Origin of the sequence: Nostoc sp., assembly GCF_036916975.1 — a bacterium.
In the GTDB taxonomy this organism is placed as follows: domain Bacteria; phylum Cyanobacteriota; class Cyanobacteriia; order Cyanobacteriales; family Nostocaceae; genus Nostoc.
Map to the genome: position 1 here is coordinate 39,412 of NZ_JBALFF010000093.1, position 14,674 is coordinate 54,085.

Consider the following 14,674-nt stretch of genomic DNA (forward strand, 5'->3'; position numbering starts at 1 on the left):
TATCCTTCTAGTTGATCGTCCCAGGAATTTGATATGAATAGTAACACTCGTCTACAGATGATTTTAGCTGATACACCTATTGATACAGTATTAAGAGCGATCGCTCAACTAAATTTACCTAACTGGTGGTTAGCCGGGGGTGCAGTCCGAAACACTGTTTGGTATTCAATTTTTGGCAATGAGTGTAAATTAGGCATTAAAGATTTTGATATTGCATTCTTTGATATAGAGGGGAACCGTTCTCAAGAACTAGCAGCAAAGGCGACTCTCACAGAACAATTTCCTCATGAACAGTTTGATGTAAAAAATCAAGCTAGTTTTGCTCGTTGGCGGCCTGGTCGCACACCTTACACTAGTACAGAGGATGGAATCACAGATTGGCTGCACACTGCTACTGCTGTAGGAGTTCGGCTAGATGCACAAGACCAATGGCAATTTTTTACTCCCTACGGCTTAGATGACTTATTTAGTGGTATTATTCAACCTACGCCAGCACATATTGATAACCTAGATGCCCACACTAAGGCAGCTACATTTTTGCAAAAGTGTCCTTATCTGCGGTTGGTATAAAAGTTACAGTCGGTTTGTAGCCATTGGTTTGGGTTACAAGTAAATAATCCTAATCTCGGCGTTACCAAAGCTGTAAAGTCATTCTTTATTCTGTTTGATGTATGAGTAAAGAAGTTCGCTATCGCTGTGAGGATTTACAATTAAGCATGGACTATTACCGCCACTTCCATTACTTACAATAACGACAGTAATCCCGGATTTTGGACAAATCCCTAAACAACTGCTGCTAACAACCCGAAATTCTCCCCATAATCCCTCAAATTTTAAACGAGATTTTAACCAATTCTCTAAGTCTTCGGAAGCTGTTGAGCTTTTTGAGCGCTCGTTTGCACATTGTGAACACACAAGCACTAAACCAGACTCCCATCTGGGAGAAACACTCTTGATAGAAGTTTGTAATGGGCGAGAATTTATTAAGGGCGATGTCTGCTGAGAATTAGATGCAAACCTTTTGAAGATACGTTGCAGCAATCTTTTAATACGCTTGATCAGTTTTTTCATGGTTGAACTTTAGTTCAAGGGAGGGAGAGGTTTGTTGAAGAGGATAGTGGAAATTTCCTGTTTAGTCTGTTCTGGTAGAGCATTAAATAATTCGTAATTCGTAATTCGTAATTCGTAATTCGTAATTCGTAATTAAGTTTTGTAATGGGGATTTAACCCCAATCGCATTACTTGCTTATTTTTTAAACCGGGGGACTTAAACCCACGGACAGCAGTTAAATAATCAGCGTTTCTGAGCAATTTGCTGCAAGTATGCAATTAACTGTTCTCCTGCGCTGTCAATGTGTCGTTTTAGTAACCTGACAGCAGCTTTTGTATCCCGTTGGCGACAAGCATCTAGGAGTTGATAGTGTTCTTTTTGCGATCGCTCCTGATAATCCATCTGCGCTAATTGTACCCGAACATAGCGATCGCAATTAACGTGTAAAGTTTTAATCATTGTCAGCAACCGGGGACGTTCAGCAGTAGCGTACAGCGTCGCGTGAAATTCCCAGTTGAGTTTTGCCAACACACCTGCATCAGTTGCTTGATTTGTCGCTTCTAAAATCACAGCAGCTTTTTCTATATCTGTTTCCTTGAACTTGGGTATTGCCAACTGCATCGCTTTTACTTCTAAGGCGCTGCGAATTTCACAAATTTCTTGCGCCTCTTGTGCTGTCAACACCGATACCATCGCACCACGATTTAAATGCAGTGTCACCAATCCTTCTGCTTCTAACTGCTTGAGCGCTTCACGCACGGGAATCCGACTAACTCCAAATTGAGTGGCGATTTCATCCTGTCTCAGAGATTGTCCTTCCTGAAATATACCGCGCAGAATCGCTTCCCGCAAAGCATCGGCAATTAAATCTGGGGTACTGCGTTGTTGTTGCAGCATATTCGCTGCTAAATCATTTAAACTCATATTTTATATTGTATACAAAATGCGATAAATTGTATACAATATCCAAAGTAAGCTTTTGAAACATCCCTTCAATACTACGGGAGACAATTATGAGCATCGCATCTCAACCAGACCGAGTTATCATCTTCGACACCACGCTACGGGATGGCGAACAGTCACCGGGCGCAACCCTGAATGTAGAAGAAAAATTAGCGATCGCTCATCAACTAGCTCTCCTTGGTGTCGATGTGATTGAAGCAGGTTTTGCCGTTGCTAGTCCGGGAGATTTTCAAGCTGTTAAAACCATTGCCCAACAAGTCGGAATACCTGGTGGGCCAATCATTTGCAGTTTAGCTAGAGCGATTCGCCAGGATATTCACACAGCCGCCGAAGCCTTGAAGGGCGCGGCTCGTCCCAGAATCCACACGATGATTTCTACCTCTGATATTCACCTGAAATATCAATTGAAAAAGTCTCGTAGCGAAGTATTAGCGATCGCATCAGAAATGGTTGCTTATGCCAAATCGTTTGTAGACGATGTAGAATTTTCACCAATGGATGCTAGCCGCACTGAGCCAGAGTTTCTGTATGAAGTTTTGTCAAGAGCGATCGCAGCAGGTGCAACTACAATTAATATCCCTGATACCGTTGGTTACTGCACACCAAAAGAAATCGGAACTCTGATTCAAGGAATTCGAGAAAATGTTCCTAATATCGATGGGGTGATTCTTTCGATTCACACTCAAAATGATTTGGGTTTGGCGACAGCTAACGCTTTAGCTGCAATTGAATATGGCGTGCGTCAGGTGGAGTGTACGATTAATGGTATTGGAGAACGAGCAGGTAATGCAGCATTAGAAGAAATTGTGATGGCGTTGCAGGTTCGTAAAGCATTTTTCAATCCTTACTTTAGTCGTCCGGTTGATGCCGATACACCCCTGACTAATATTAGGACTCAGGAGATTTACAAAACCTCATCCTTGGTTTCCCAATTAACTGGGATGCTGATTCAGCCGAATAAAGCGATCGTCGGAGCAAACGCTTTTGCCCATGAGTCTGGTATTCACCAAGATGGGATCATCAAGCACCGTCAGACTTATGAAATTATAGAAGCTGCTGCGATCGGTTTGCCAGAAAATCGCATTATTTTGGGCAAGCACTCTGGACGAAATGCTTTCCGTACCAGGCTGAAGGAATTAGGGTTTGAATTGAATGAAGCAGACTTGAATAAAGCCTTCAATCGATTTAAAGAAGTCGCCGATAAGAAGAAAGAAATATCAGATTGGGATTTAGAAGCGATCGCTCGAGATGAAATGCAGATTCAAGTAGAAAGTGGCTTCCAAATCGAACACGTCCAGGTAATCTGCGGTGACTGCACTTGCCCAACTGCAACTATTACAATTGTCACTCCTGAAGGCAAAATTCTCACGGATGCGAGTGTAGGCACTGGTCCAGTGGATGCGGTGTATCAAGCAATCAATCAATTAGTGGAAATACCCAATCAACTAATTGAATTTTCCGTCCAATCTGTGACTGAAGGAATTGATGCACTAGGAACCGTTACAGTTCGCTTGAAACATCAAGAGCGGATATTTTCTGGACAAGCATCTGATACTGATATTGTGGTAGCCGCAGCTTATGCTCATATCAACGCCCTGAATCGTCTTTATCGTTATTTGCAAACTGATAAATCCGAGTTTCATCAGATAAACTCTGCTGTTGTCTCTGGGTAGGGATACAGGCATGAATCATGTAGAGACGTAAAATTTTACGTCTCTCAAATTAAATATAAAACCTCACCCTGCCTCCGGCTTCCCTCTCCTTAGTAAGGAGAGGGATTGAGGGTGAGGTTTTTTGTTATGTTTAATTACATCTAACTACTTAGTATTATGTAAATGTAAGACAAAAAACACTGTTTGCAAGAGAATTATGAATGAACAATTAGAGTTGAATGAATACAAGCAACAGATTGCCGATTTATACAGTCGCAGAGGCCAAACTTACGATCAGGGCGATTGGCATCCTCGAATTGCTCATCGCCTGATTGAACATGCACAGATTAGCCAAGGACAGCATGTTTTAGACATTGCAACGGGAACAGGTATGGTGGCGATTGAAGCAGCACAGCTTGTAGGTTTTGCAGGTAGAGTTGTTGGAGTGGACATTTCAACTGGAATGCTAGAACAGGGAAAGCGCAAGATTGAGGCGTTGGGGCTGAATAATATTGAGCTTGTACTCGCGGATGCTGAGAAACTGAACTTTCCAGCCAACAGTTTTGATGTTGTTTTATGTTCCTCAGCCCTGATTTGGATGGCTGATATTCCCAATACATTACGCTTTTGGCATCAATTGCTAAAACCTGGTGGACTAATTGGCTTTCATGCATTCGCAGACACCGCTTTTGTGGGTGGGGTAACTGTGCAAAAAGTCGCCGAAAAATATGGCGTTTCACTTGCATTAAGTAAACCAACAGGCACTATTGAAAAGTGTCATGATCTACTAAAAACAGCAGGCTTTGAGGCGATTGAAATTAAGTCTGAGCAAGATGGTAGCTATATTACCCTAGATAGCCTAGAACAGGCAAAGCTGATGTGCTTTGGAGGTTCTCATCCAGTACCTGGGCAATTTCCCAATCCCATGAAGCAACTCTCATCTGGGCAACTGGAAGAAGTTAAAGCGGAATTTGAAGCAGAGTTGGCAGCATTAGTTACGGAACAAGGCATTTGGAACGACGTCACAATTTTTTATACCTTTGGTCGCAAGCCAATAAGTAGGTCGGCGTAGATAATTATCGTTGGGATAAGGCAGTTATTGCAGGGGGCAGCGAAAAAAAGGGTTTTATTGTGCCAAATTATTTAGATTAACATAGTTGGGATCAGTAAATTCTCTATTGGGAGAAAAAGCTTGACAGCGAAATGCTTATATAGTATTTTTGTACTATAAAACTACTTACGTATTGCATAAAATTTTAACACTTTTGATTACGCCAACAGGAAAACAGAAAATAAATGAAGCTATCTAAGGTAGACTTGAGCAGTTTAGTTGCGATCGCTCACTCTAATGGATATTTGCAGTTGTTGCTCGATCGAGGCGACGAACTAGAGTTTTTGGAAATTCCAGCGCCAGTACAAGCTTATGAAGGATTGCAAGAACTGAACGAGGCGATAACCCAAACGCCTGCGCTACCCTTTGAAGAACCAATTGCTATGTTACCAGTTAGCTCATCAATGGCGATCGCTGTAGGCTACGATCGCGACGAACACATTTTGCAAGTTGAGTTTCAAAATGGAGGTGTTTATCAGTACTTAGGCGTAGACGAGGATACTTGGTCAGATTTACATTCCTCTGACTCAATTGGCAGCTTTTTCAATCAAGCGATTAAAAATAGATATGACTGCGATCGTCTAGATGGTGCAGATTATACTATTGACTAATAACTAATTATTTTAATCCTTATAAATAAATTTAGGCGCTTGTATCCTTCTTGTTTTTGGTCAAAATGAAAAGCTTTTTTTGATTTTTGATTTTCAGCCAAGCGATTGTACCTCACGTAAACGATAACTGTTATAGCAAGAGCAACTAAACATACCTAGCAGTATTTTCAGAGACAATAGAAAAAGCCCACATAATTACGATCGCAATTATGACAACTACACTTACCTCTGCTGTTAAACCAAGAGCCGAAGATAGTTTTGCCATTAGCTTTGCACCATTGTCTCTTGAAGAAATCTATGCCTTGTCTGACGATCCAGCCAACGGTGCTGTAGTTATAATGAGTGGCGTAGTTCGCAATCAAACTGATGGTAAACCTGTAATTGCTCTAGAGTATCAAGCTTACGAACCTATGGCATTACAAATATTTTATCAAATTGCTGCTGATATTCGCTTATCTACGCCTGATGTAAATCGGGTAGTGATTCATCATCGCACTGGACGTTTGCAAGTTGGAGAAATTAGCGTTTTAGTCGCAGTAGGTTGTCCTCATCGGAGTCAGGCGTTTGAAGCTTGCCAGTATGCTATTGATACCCTCAAACATAATGCACCCATTTGGAAAAAAGAACATTGGGAAGATGGTTCTAGCCGTTGGGTAAGTATTGCTGCTTGTGAAACATCAGCAGACAATTGTTAAATAATTCGTAATTCGTAATTCGTAATTCGTAATAGAGCCTCCGGCACGCTGCGCGGTTTTCATGCCCAAAGGGCTGTACGTAATTCGTCAATTTTGTTTTGTAATGGGGATTTAACCCCAATCGCATTACTTGCCGTTTTTAGAACCGGGGGACTTAAACCCACGCAACCAGTTAAAATTTGTGAGGTTATTAGAATACGCTCAATTTATCCAGCAATTAGCGTATGATCTGGATTTGCCCTCATCCCCCAACCTATCCCCCATATATGGCAAAAGATGAGCCAGAATTTCAAAGTCCCTCTCCCAGATTTGGGAGAGGGATTTAGGGTGAGGGCAAAATAGAAACATTTAATTTTTATTAAAAATATTTATATTTGCAAAACAACAATTTATGTTGCATTTGTTTACAGAAAAGGCATGACTCTATTGAGGTTTGTAAATAATTTGTATTTCTATAAGGAATATTCCTTTAGACTGATCTTCAACTGAGAAATGTGGGGATAAACACAAATGCATTCGTTAAATATATTTTGTCACGAATTTGTAGTTGCTGTTTCCTTTGTAGCTTGCATTATTGGACTAGTGTTACTGTGGGACGGCAAGCAGCAAAAAAATGATGTGGAAGAAACAGAGCGGATTTTATTTAGAATGAGCTTTACTTACTGGCTAGTTTACTGTGTAGCCTTTGGGATAGAAAAACTAGTTTTACCCGACTGGGAATCTGTGATCATGAGTTTGAGAATAACTACGGCTCTGTCATATTTCTTAACTTTTTCTTGCATTGTTAGTCTGCCACTACACAAATTTGCAGTCCACCGTGTTGAAGAATAGTTATGGGGCATGGGGAATTGGGAATGATTAAGATTTCATAGCGATCGCTAATGCCGTTTCCAATTCTGACTGCGCCATAGGGGTTAAAATAAAGACCTCTTGTACCGTCTTCCCCTGTCGTGCAATTACTTTATAGCCGCCCCGAATCGGTACTGACACGCGCAGTTGCATTTTCGGACAATGGCCTTTTGCCCGCCCAATCACTCCCGGCGTGACGGTTTGGATGTTATCCTGCTGACAAAGACGTTCTAAAATCGGAATTAGACCATCAAGGTGTGTCGAGTGATTCCAAACCAATCTGCCAGCTTTTTGCGAAGCCGCTCTGAGGGAATCTGCGGTGGGTTTGCCCATGATAATTAAGCTGCTTCTAGAGGTGCCATTGTCAAACCTGCTCGGTGCAGTTGCTGGTGATAGAGTTCCGCAGGTTCTTGAGGCCCAACCCAGACGATCGCTTGACCCTCATAGTGTACCTGATTAGTTAGATCCCATGCGCGATCGCCACTCATCCCCGGAATATATTTCATCAAACATTCACTCACATGTTGAAATGTATTAAAATCATCGTTTAATACAATCACTTTGTAATTCGGATAAGTCTTACGGGTAACTTGATCAGACCGTTCAGGAGCTTTAGTTGGTGCTGTGGCCATCCCGTAAACATCTGCTGAAAGTGTCATAACCATAGAACAATTAAGCAAGATAATTTTACAAAACTACACTACAAACAATTAGTTTAGTCGATTGTCAGTTGTCATTCGTCATTCGTCATTTGTCCGTTGTCCTTAACAAATGACCAATGACCAATGACCAATGACCAATGACCAATAACTATCTACCGCCAATTATCCCAGTTTTCGTTAAAAATGGATGTATCGGGGAAGGCTGTGGGGTTGCCATTTTGTTGCAAAAGGCGTTTGAGTGCTTCCAGTTGTGGCTCTTGGTTGGGTAAATCATCGACTAGTTGGTAGGGTGCGATCGCATTTTTAAGGGCAAAACTAGCAACAGTTCCCGCAGCTGCGCCAGAGGACCATTCAAAGGAATGGACTCGATAAGCAGCAGCAGCAATATGACTACTAGCAATACTTTTGCCTCCTACCAGCAAATTATCAATTTTCTGGGGAATCATTGCCCTCAAAGCAATTTGGAAGGGATAAGCTTGGGCTGCACCACGTCTTTCACCCGGACGTTCTGTATTACCAGGGGCTTCTGGGGGACTATTCACCATACAAGGATGGAAATCTATAGCGTAGTGACCAATACCCACAGCATCAGGGAAAATGGTAGAACGAGTCCGTCGCATTGCTTTTTCTGGTGGGACTTTACCTTCAATTACTGATACTGCTTCCAAACCTGCAAGTGCGGCTCGTAGCCTGCGATACATATCTGCTGGCAGAGTCTGGGAATAATACTTATCGTTGTAATCTCGGCGAGAAATATCAATTTCCCAAATACCAAAGCCAGCAGGTTGTCCCCAACTGGGGCGGCCAATGATGCGCCGTGCTTCGCGCATATAGGGATATTTCGACAACCCATGCACTGTCCCCATTGGGGAATTTAGCCCGGAAACAAAGCGGTTATTGCTTTGCAGCTGCTTTACACCCTGCCCCAACTTGGAATCTGTAATCCCAGCTACCAACCAATAATAGAAAGAGAGGGCATTTTCCTCAGCTTTGCGGAGGGTTTCTGTTCGCAGTCCCCCCATCCAACCACCTGGGTTTAACTGCCCAGTACTTTGTAACTGTTGGCGACTGTAAATCAGGTTATCTTGGGCTGTTCCAGGGCGGTAATCGTTACCCCAAGTCCAGTTTTGCATAGAGATGTCGCCTGGTGTAGGAGCAGTAAAACTTACACCACCGAATTTTTCTGGTTTCCCTTTCTTTGGATTCCAAATACGGCGGTAGGTGAAAACTAAATCAAAGTTAGCCAGTCGCGTTAATTCATAGCTGAAATATGGAGCGTATTCTAAATAAAATGGGGGCATTGTCTGCGGTTGCGGTTCCTTAGTTGCCTCCATTGCAAAGGTGTAGGTAAATCCTTGAGGGCAATAAGGGTTGTTGTTGGTGTCAGAAGCCGAAGGTTCTAGGTAAGAACGGGCATCAATACCCAATCGGTAGGGGACATCAGCAAGGGCAATAATTTCTCCAGTTTCGCTCGCGTCTACGACATACCATTTAGGAGCATCCCCTTTATCTGCCTTGGGGAGAAAACGGACAATAGTTTTGGTAAATCGAGATGAGTTTTCGTAGCTATAAGAATCTTCAATACTTTGAGATAAAGTAAAGGTATTCAGGGGTGGTGCGCCTTTTGCTGGTTGATGTTGGATTGCGATCGCACTATTAATTATTTTGCCATCAACAGCGATTTCTAAATCCTTAATTACCGTGTTAGGAAACCATTGCAACTTCCCTTTGCCTTGCTTCTCGGCATCTTTGAGCATCTTAACCAAAATGGCGTGAGCATCGCGGGGAAGAAAACAGGCTTCACTTACCCAACAGTCACCGGGGTTAAGTTTACCGTATTTGCGCCCAATCCGGTTTCGCAATTCTAGGTAGCCGCGAGAATAGAATTTGAGGGCCCGTTGAGTTGGGCGTTCGTCTAACGCAGATGTCCCTTGAGCAGAAATTTGTCCTCCCAGCCAGTCAGTAATTTCCGTGAGACAAACCGTTCTTCCGGCGAGTAACCCCTCGTAAGCTGTAGCGACACCGGAGAGTCCACCACCCACAACTAAAATCTCGCAATTGACTGTTTTATCTGGTGTTCTTGGTACTGTGGCGATCGCACCATCAAATGCAATTAAACTAGATATTAAATTAAGACTGATCAGTGATGTCAAGCTATAAGCGACTTTATGTCTACCCTTCATGGTTAAAAAACTGCTCCAAATCCTGTGTCACCTTGTAGAAGGTAGCATCCAGGAAATGATCATCACAAGTTTATAAGGGTAAATATATTTAAACGCAATTTTTACACTTAAAATACCGAGTATATAGGCTAAATTTACCTTGAAGTTATTAAAACTGATTTATAGCTTTTCCTAATATATAGTGAGGTACAGCTTAACCTCACCCCGATAAAGCTGTGCTTTATCTCCCCTCTCCTTAATAAGGAGAGGGGTTGGGGGTGAGGTTTTGATGCAGCAACCTACCCGTAAAAAAATCTGCCCAACTTCAATCCCTATCTAAAAGGTCAACCAATATATCGTGATTTCATCTATTTTTCTGAAATTAAAAACTGCTCTTACTAAAAGTAGACAAGAGCAGTTTTTAATAGCAAAGCCCAAAATAATAATTTAGGCATCTTCAAGCTCAAATTGAGCCACCGTAACGGCGTTAAAAGCGAAAGCTAAAACTAATGGCATCGGTGACTGAAACCAAAAGGTAAAAAGAACAGCTAAAATTGTGCAAATTACTGCCGACATCGACCACAATCGTTCTTCAAAAGTCAATCCCTTCTCGGCTTTAATCACTCTGAGAACGTGAACTGGAATTGGTTCCGGCATTACCCCACCCGGAGGGAAAGCCCAGAAGTTATTACGTCGCTCGACAAACAAATCTGTCCAGCCATTTTCTTGGCACCATGCCTCAATCCATTGAAGTGAGTAATGATTCATCATCGCGTTTCGGAGTTCGGTTTGTGGAAGTTGTGTACTTGGTGAATGTAAACTCTTGGAGATTCCTAAACAACTAACTAATCGCTATAAAATTAACGCTAATTATCGAATTTTTAAGCTTTGTTAAGCAGTTGAGACGCATATAATTACGCTCAAACCTTGCTTTCATTAATTAAAAGGCTAACAGTTGATGGGGGCTGTTAAATTTAAAAGAGAAAAAACTTTACTTGAAATATTGAAAGTCAAGAATTGTAAATAAGCCCATGAGTATTACTGCTTAAGAAAACTCTTTATATCCTGAAATTCAAATCTAAAAATGAAGAATTGTAAACTAATTACCGAGCGTAGGCTCAGTTAAAGGGGAAATGGAATTGCGGGTAAGGGCAAAAGGTAAATTTTTAATTAATTTTCCTTCTCAAGAAAGATGATTTAATTTTATAGACCTCTCTGAGGATAAGTAGACTCAAGGTGAAGCTAGGAGTAAAATATCTAAACAAATAAAAACTTACTTGATTCTGAGCAAATATATGTTGAGTATACTTTGGGGTATTGTTGTTGTACTGGTTGCTTTTTGGGGATTAGGACTGGCACTTCATATTGCCGGAAATTTAATTCATGCAGTGTTGCTTTTAGCGATCGCCCTTGCTATTTATAATTTTTTCAAATCGCGTGATGTGTAAATATAGTGGTTCCCGATCTGGTAAGGTAGGTTTTCAAAGTTACTAACCTTGTTAAAAAAGATTTGAATGTACCTCATCTGCTTAGAGGATGTTTGTAAAGTCTAATTTCTTACTAGCCGTGGCGATTATAAATCGCGGCTACACAGGCAAAACCCACCTCCGTGGGTTTAAAACTCTTGATTTTCTCTTAGTCCACGGAGGTGGACTTCGTTTGTGTAGTAGCGAATTATATTCGCCCAATACTTGTTCATTCATCCTCTTAGGAAACGCTAGATTGGGAGTCTTAATTAATACCATTTCACTTTAATAATGATACAAATACGCTAGTAAGGGGTAGGCAATGCCCATTGGTGTCAACTTAACGTAAAAGCTATGTCCCGCAAGGAACTTCACTTCCTTCTCTTATAGCGAAAGTCTTCTTTTAATGACTAAATATAGCTAAAAATCTTTAGTCTACTTCAGTAGACTTTAACTATTAGCCTTGAACTTTAGTTCTAGGCAGGTAAGTCAAGCCAAAAGTTTTGCTATGTTTTAGCTTAAATTGACACCAATGGGCAATGCCTAGCCCTTACGATAAATGTATATGTATCATGGTTTCTGTGAATTGGTATAAAATGATCCAGTCTTGCTAATATTCAAATGCGGTAATTAAATGCAGCGATTAGACAACAAATTGACTCTCGATATGTTATGGCGGCAAGGGTTGGCGTTGCTTCTCGGAATTATTATATGGTGCGTGGCTGATCCCGCACAGGCAGTAGACTGGACTCATCCGCTTTCATTTAGCAATGCAGAGTTGTCAAGACGTGATTTTTCTGGTGAAAGTTTGCAAGCTGCGGAGTTTTCTAACGCCAATATGGAACTAGCTAACTTTACAAAGGCTGACTTGCGGGGAGCAGTTATGAGTGCTTCGGTGATGACAAATGCAAATCTCCACGGAGCAGATTTAACTAATGCAATGGTTGATCAGGTAAACTTGACTAAGGCAGATTTGAGCGATGCAGTTTTCAAAGAAGCTCTTTTGCTCCGCGCCATATTTAATGATGTGAATATAGACGGTGCAGATTTTACAGATGCAATTTTGGATAAAGCGCAAATCAAAGAACTGTGTACTAAAGCCAGTGGTGTAAATTCCAAAACAGGCGTGCAAACTCGTGATTCTTTAGGATGTTAATGAAACGTGTTGGTGTAATTGGTGGCGGACAACTTGCCTGGATGATGGCGGATGCAGCACAGAACCTAGGAGTAGAATTAGTAGTACAAACTCCTAGTCAACACGATCCGGCCGTGTCAATTGCTAAAGAAACTGTTTTCGCCCCAGTTGATGATGCAACTTCTACGGAAATATTAGCTAACAAATGCGATGTCATCACCTTTGAAAACGAATTTGTTAACTTAAATGCTTTATCTATTTTAGCACACCAAGGCGTTTGTTTTCGTCCCAGATTGGAAGCTTTAGTTCCTCTTTTAGATAAATATCATCAGCGTTGCTATTTACGCGACTTGGGCTTACCTGTTCCTGAATTTTTCGCCATTGACGAGGGAGAAAATCTCAAATCAAAAATAGAATATCTAGGTTTTCCCGTAGTCTTAAAATCCCGCCGTCACGGTTATGATGGTCAAGGTACTTTCATAATTCATGATTTTGCTACTTTAGAGCAAAAGCTAAGTGATGAAACCAGAAAAACTTTAAATCAATCACTTTTCTTGTTAGAAGAATTTGTTCCTTTTGAAAGAGAACTAGCAATTATTGCAGCTCGTTCTGTAGAGGGAGAAATTGTCACTTATCCAGTGGTAGAAACCCAACAAGAACAACAAGTGTGTCGGCGGGTAATTGCGCCTGCTGAAATTACACCTAATCAAGTAGCAGAAATTCAAGCGATCGCACATACTCTATTAAATAGCCTAGAAGTAGTAGGCATTTTTGGAATTGAGCTATTTTTGGGTACTAATGGCAAAATTCTGGTAAATGAAATTGCACCCCGTACCCACAATTCTGGGCATTTTTCTATTGACGCTTGCGAAACTTCGCAGTTTGAGCAGCACCTAAGAGCCGTTTGTGGTTTACCTTTAGGGAATCCGGCTTTGCAGTGCGCTAGCGCACTGATGGTGAACCTACTGGGGTATGAAAATTCTCATAGCGACTACCAAAGCCAGCGTCAACAAATAGCCGAAATTCCCCAAGCGCACCTTCACTGGTATGGGAAGACAGAATCACGTCCTGGGCGGAAATTGGGACATGTCACCGTTTTGCTAGATAATCAGAATCGAGAATCGGCAAGTGCGTACACCAACGACATCGCCCACAACATAGAATCTATCTGGTATCCAAAGTAAATTTTTCATAAACTTTCGATGTTGAACACACAACATCTTTTGAAAAGCTATAATAAGTGAAGTTGCACTACGACGTTGGTGACTGCCATCAAGTTTTTTGATCTATGCCTTTAATGACAAGGGAGTCAAGTGTTCTCGTGGCAGTATACCGGGCATGTACCCGGAAACTTTAAACGAGGAATTTAGGTTCCCACCTGGATAAACCCAGGTCATAAACTTAGGTAAAACGGCGTCGCGGTAAACTTAAAATTATTAGCTCCTAAAGTCAGTTAGAACTTAGGAGCTTTAATTATTTAAATCAGTAAAGGTAATGGGAAAAATCAGAAATTTAAAACTAGAAAATAAAAAGTTTTAACCGATGCAAATTAAGCATGTTGGCTATTTTTCTTAATTTACAACTTATGCACTGTAAAAATTAATCATGGTATAAAACCCAGTCTAAAAAGAAGATAGTGCTACCCCTACCTCCTGAATTTTTACTAATGTTCATGAGCTTCTTCCAATTCATATCTCAAAATTATATCTGACAACTTATATGTTTTATCTGGACAAATTTCTTCAGCAGAACCCAATTTAATAAATCCAGCTTTTTCATAAAAGGATAGAGCTGCAAAATTATTAGTATTAGTAAATACCCAAAGCTGCTTAAATCCAAATTCTAATGCATATTTTTTTAATAGATTCATCATCACTGTTCCTAGCCCTTGCTGCCGGTATTTAGGACGTAAACCAAACCATCCAACCCATACAATATTGGGAGAGCTATTCACCATCTGGTAAAGACCCATAACACCTATAGTTTCTGTTTCCAGGGTTGCTAAATAAACTTGCCAAAAAGCGAGAGTTTTATGACGTTCTTTAATTTCACACCAACGAAGTACTGATAAACTAAATTTATCTCCAAATTCCAACTCTTTTAAAAGAGGAATAAAGTTTTGGATGTCTGTTGTTTGTATGATGGTTATGAAATTTCCTAAAGTCTGATTATTTATCTGCATTTGTCTTATCTCAAGGTAAGCTCATTTAATTGAATATTCAATTAAATTTTATCGGAAATTCTCGCTCATCCTCTTGAAAAAATCCCTCTCTGATAGAATGAAACAGTCATACTTTTTAAGGGGGTTAGGATATCT

16 protein-coding genes and 1 other RNA gene are annotated in these 14,674 nt (G+C 40.9%); 10 read left to right on the forward strand and 7 right to left on the reverse strand.

Annotated elements, in window-relative coordinates; genetic code table 11:
• Positions 1-33 precede the first annotated feature (33 nt).
• Positions 34-570 (forward strand): nucleotidyltransferase family protein, encoded by a 537-nt coding sequence (locus V7K73_RS23275; protein ID WP_334883463.1) that lies wholly within the window; start codon positions 34-36, stop codon positions 568-570.
• Positions 571-648: 78 nt separating this feature from the next.
• On the opposite strand, the gene V7K73_RS23280 is transcribed toward V7K73_RS23275, so the two are convergent.
• Together V7K73_RS23280 and V7K73_RS23285 are read right to left on the reverse strand one after the other, a co-directional pair.
• On the reverse strand, positions 649-1,071 hold the full coding sequence (locus V7K73_RS23280; protein WP_334883465.1) for a (2Fe-2S) ferredoxin domain-containing protein: 423 nt from the start codon (positions 1,069-1,071) through the stop codon (positions 649-651).
• Positions 1,072-1,294: 223 nt separating this feature from the next.
• A complete protein-coding gene (locus V7K73_RS23285) occupies positions 1,295-1,975 on the reverse strand; it encodes a GntR family transcriptional regulator (RefSeq protein WP_334883467.1) in 681 nt (226 codons plus the stop codon).
• A gap of 89 nt (positions 1,976-2,064) precedes the next feature.
• Here V7K73_RS23285 and V7K73_RS23290 point away from each other — a divergent pair, with 89 nt between their 5' ends.
• From V7K73_RS23290 to V7K73_RS23310, 5 genes are all read left to right on the forward strand, one after another.
• Entirely contained in the window at positions 2,065-3,687 is a 1,623-nt protein-coding gene (locus tag V7K73_RS23290) for a 2-isopropylmalate synthase (RefSeq protein ID WP_442936787.1), read from the forward strand.
• A 196-nt stretch (positions 3,688-3,883) separates the two neighbouring features.
• Entirely contained in the window at positions 3,884-4,738 is an 855-nt protein-coding gene (locus V7K73_RS23295; protein WP_334883468.1) for a class I SAM-dependent methyltransferase, read from the forward strand.
• Between the two features lie 224 nt (positions 4,739-4,962).
• Complete coding sequence (locus V7K73_RS23300; protein ID WP_334883470.1) at positions 4,963-5,388, forward strand: KTSC domain-containing protein; 426 nt, start codon at positions 4,963-4,965, stop codon at positions 5,386-5,388.
• Between the two features lie 209 nt (positions 5,389-5,597).
• A complete protein-coding gene (locus V7K73_RS23305; RefSeq protein WP_334883472.1) occupies positions 5,598-6,083 on the forward strand; it encodes a molybdenum cofactor biosynthesis protein MoaE in 486 nt (161 codons plus the stop codon).
• Between the two features lie 510 nt (positions 6,084-6,593).
• Complete coding sequence (locus tag V7K73_RS23310; protein ID WP_334883474.1) at positions 6,594-6,914, forward strand: hypothetical protein; 321 nt, start codon at positions 6,594-6,596, stop codon at positions 6,912-6,914.
• 27 nt (positions 6,915-6,941) lie between these two features.
• Here the strand turns inward: V7K73_RS23310 and V7K73_RS23315 are convergent, their stop codons facing one another.
• From V7K73_RS23315 to V7K73_RS23330, 4 genes are all read right to left on the reverse strand, one after another.
• Entirely contained in the window at positions 6,942-7,265 is a 324-nt protein-coding gene (locus tag V7K73_RS23315) for a DUF2103 domain-containing protein (RefSeq protein ID WP_334883476.1), read from the reverse strand.
• Between the two features lie 5 nt (positions 7,266-7,270).
• Positions 7,271-7,597: an ATP-dependent Clp protease adapter ClpS gene (clpS, locus tag V7K73_RS23320; protein ID WP_334883478.1), complete on the reverse strand. Its 327-nt coding sequence runs from the start codon at positions 7,595-7,597 to the stop codon at positions 7,271-7,273.
• 149 nt (positions 7,598-7,746) lie between these two features.
• On the reverse strand, positions 7,747-9,777 hold the full coding sequence (locus V7K73_RS23325; RefSeq protein ID WP_334883479.1) for an FAD-dependent oxidoreductase: 2,031 nt from the start codon (positions 9,775-9,777) through the stop codon (positions 7,747-7,749).
• Positions 9,778-10,203: 426 nt separating this feature from the next.
• Complete coding sequence (locus tag V7K73_RS23330) at positions 10,204-10,527, reverse strand: hypothetical protein (RefSeq protein WP_334883481.1); 324 nt, start codon at positions 10,525-10,527, stop codon at positions 10,204-10,206.
• Between the two features lie 524 nt (positions 10,528-11,051).
• Here V7K73_RS23330 and V7K73_RS23335 point away from each other — a divergent pair.
• The 4 genes from V7K73_RS23335 (at position 11,052) to ssrS (ending at position 13,786) form a co-directional block, all read left to right on the forward strand.
• Positions 11,052-11,204, forward strand: coding sequence for a lmo0937 family membrane protein (locus V7K73_RS23335; RefSeq protein WP_334883482.1), 153 nt, complete (start codon positions 11,052-11,054; stop codon positions 11,202-11,204).
• 685 nt (positions 11,205-11,889) lie between these two features.
• Positions 11,890-12,378: a pentapeptide repeat-containing protein gene (locus V7K73_RS23340; protein WP_334883546.1), complete on the forward strand. Its 489-nt coding sequence runs from the start codon at positions 11,890-11,892 to the stop codon at positions 12,376-12,378.
• Positions 12,378-13,541 (forward strand): 5-(carboxyamino)imidazole ribonucleotide synthase, encoded by a 1,164-nt coding sequence (locus V7K73_RS23345; protein WP_334883484.1) that lies wholly within the window; start codon positions 12,378-12,380, stop codon positions 13,539-13,541. The genes V7K73_RS23340 and V7K73_RS23345 overlap by 1 nt, the downstream gene beginning before the upstream one ends.
• A 61-nt stretch (positions 13,542-13,602) precedes the next feature.
• Positions 13,603-13,786, forward strand: a non-coding RNA gene (ssrS, locus tag V7K73_RS23350) — 6S RNA.
• A gap of 234 nt (positions 13,787-14,020) precedes the next feature.
• Here the strand turns inward: ssrS and V7K73_RS23355 are convergent.
• On the reverse strand, positions 14,021-14,539 hold the full coding sequence (locus V7K73_RS23355) for a GNAT family N-acetyltransferase (protein ID WP_334883486.1): 519 nt from the start codon (positions 14,537-14,539) through the stop codon (positions 14,021-14,023).
• Between the last annotated feature and the right edge of the window lie 135 nt (positions 14,540-14,674).

Coding starts and splice junctions, on each gene's coding strand:
- V7K73_RS23275 (WP_334883463.1), top strand. CDS start 34: ATGAATAGTAACACTCGTCTACAGATGATTTTAGCTGATACACCTATT.
- V7K73_RS23280 (WP_334883465.1), bottom strand. CDS start 1,071: ATGAAAAAACTGATCAAGCGTATTAAAAGATTGCTGCAACGTATCTTC.
- V7K73_RS23285 (WP_334883467.1), bottom strand. CDS start 1,975: ATGAGTTTAAATGATTTAGCAGCGAATATGCTGCAACAACAACGCAGT.
- V7K73_RS23290 (WP_442936787.1), top strand. CDS start 2,065: ATGAGCATCGCATCTCAACCAGACCGAGTTATCATCTTCGACACCACG.
- V7K73_RS23295 (WP_334883468.1), top strand. CDS start 3,884: ATGAATGAACAATTAGAGTTGAATGAATACAAGCAACAGATTGCCGAT.
- V7K73_RS23300 (WP_334883470.1), top strand. CDS start 4,963: ATGAAGCTATCTAAGGTAGACTTGAGCAGTTTAGTTGCGATCGCTCAC.
- V7K73_RS23305 (WP_334883472.1), top strand. CDS start 5,598: ATGACAACTACACTTACCTCTGCTGTTAAACCAAGAGCCGAAGATAGT.
- V7K73_RS23310 (WP_334883474.1), top strand. CDS start 6,594: ATGCATTCGTTAAATATATTTTGTCACGAATTTGTAGTTGCTGTTTCC.
- V7K73_RS23315 (WP_334883476.1), bottom strand. CDS start 7,265: ATGGGCAAACCCACCGCAGATTCCCTCAGAGCGGCTTCGCAAAAAGCT.
- clpS (WP_334883478.1), bottom strand. CDS start 7,597: ATGGTTATGACACTTTCAGCAGATGTTTACGGGATGGCCACAGCACCA.
- V7K73_RS23325 (WP_334883479.1), bottom strand. CDS start 9,777: ATGAAGGGTAGACATAAAGTCGCTTATAGCTTGACATCACTGATCAGT.
- V7K73_RS23330 (WP_334883481.1), bottom strand. CDS start 10,527: ATGATGAATCATTACTCACTTCAATGGATTGAGGCATGGTGCCAAGAA.
- V7K73_RS23335 (WP_334883482.1), top strand. CDS start 11,052: ATGTTGAGTATACTTTGGGGTATTGTTGTTGTACTGGTTGCTTTTTGG.
- V7K73_RS23340 (WP_334883546.1), top strand. CDS start 11,890: ATGTTATGGCGGCAAGGGTTGGCGTTGCTTCTCGGAATTATTATATGG.
- V7K73_RS23345 (WP_334883484.1), top strand. CDS start 12,378: ATGAAACGTGTTGGTGTAATTGGTGGCGGACAACTTGCCTGGATGATG.
- V7K73_RS23355 (WP_334883486.1), bottom strand. CDS start 14,539: ATGCAGATAAATAATCAGACTTTAGGAAATTTCATAACCATCATACAA.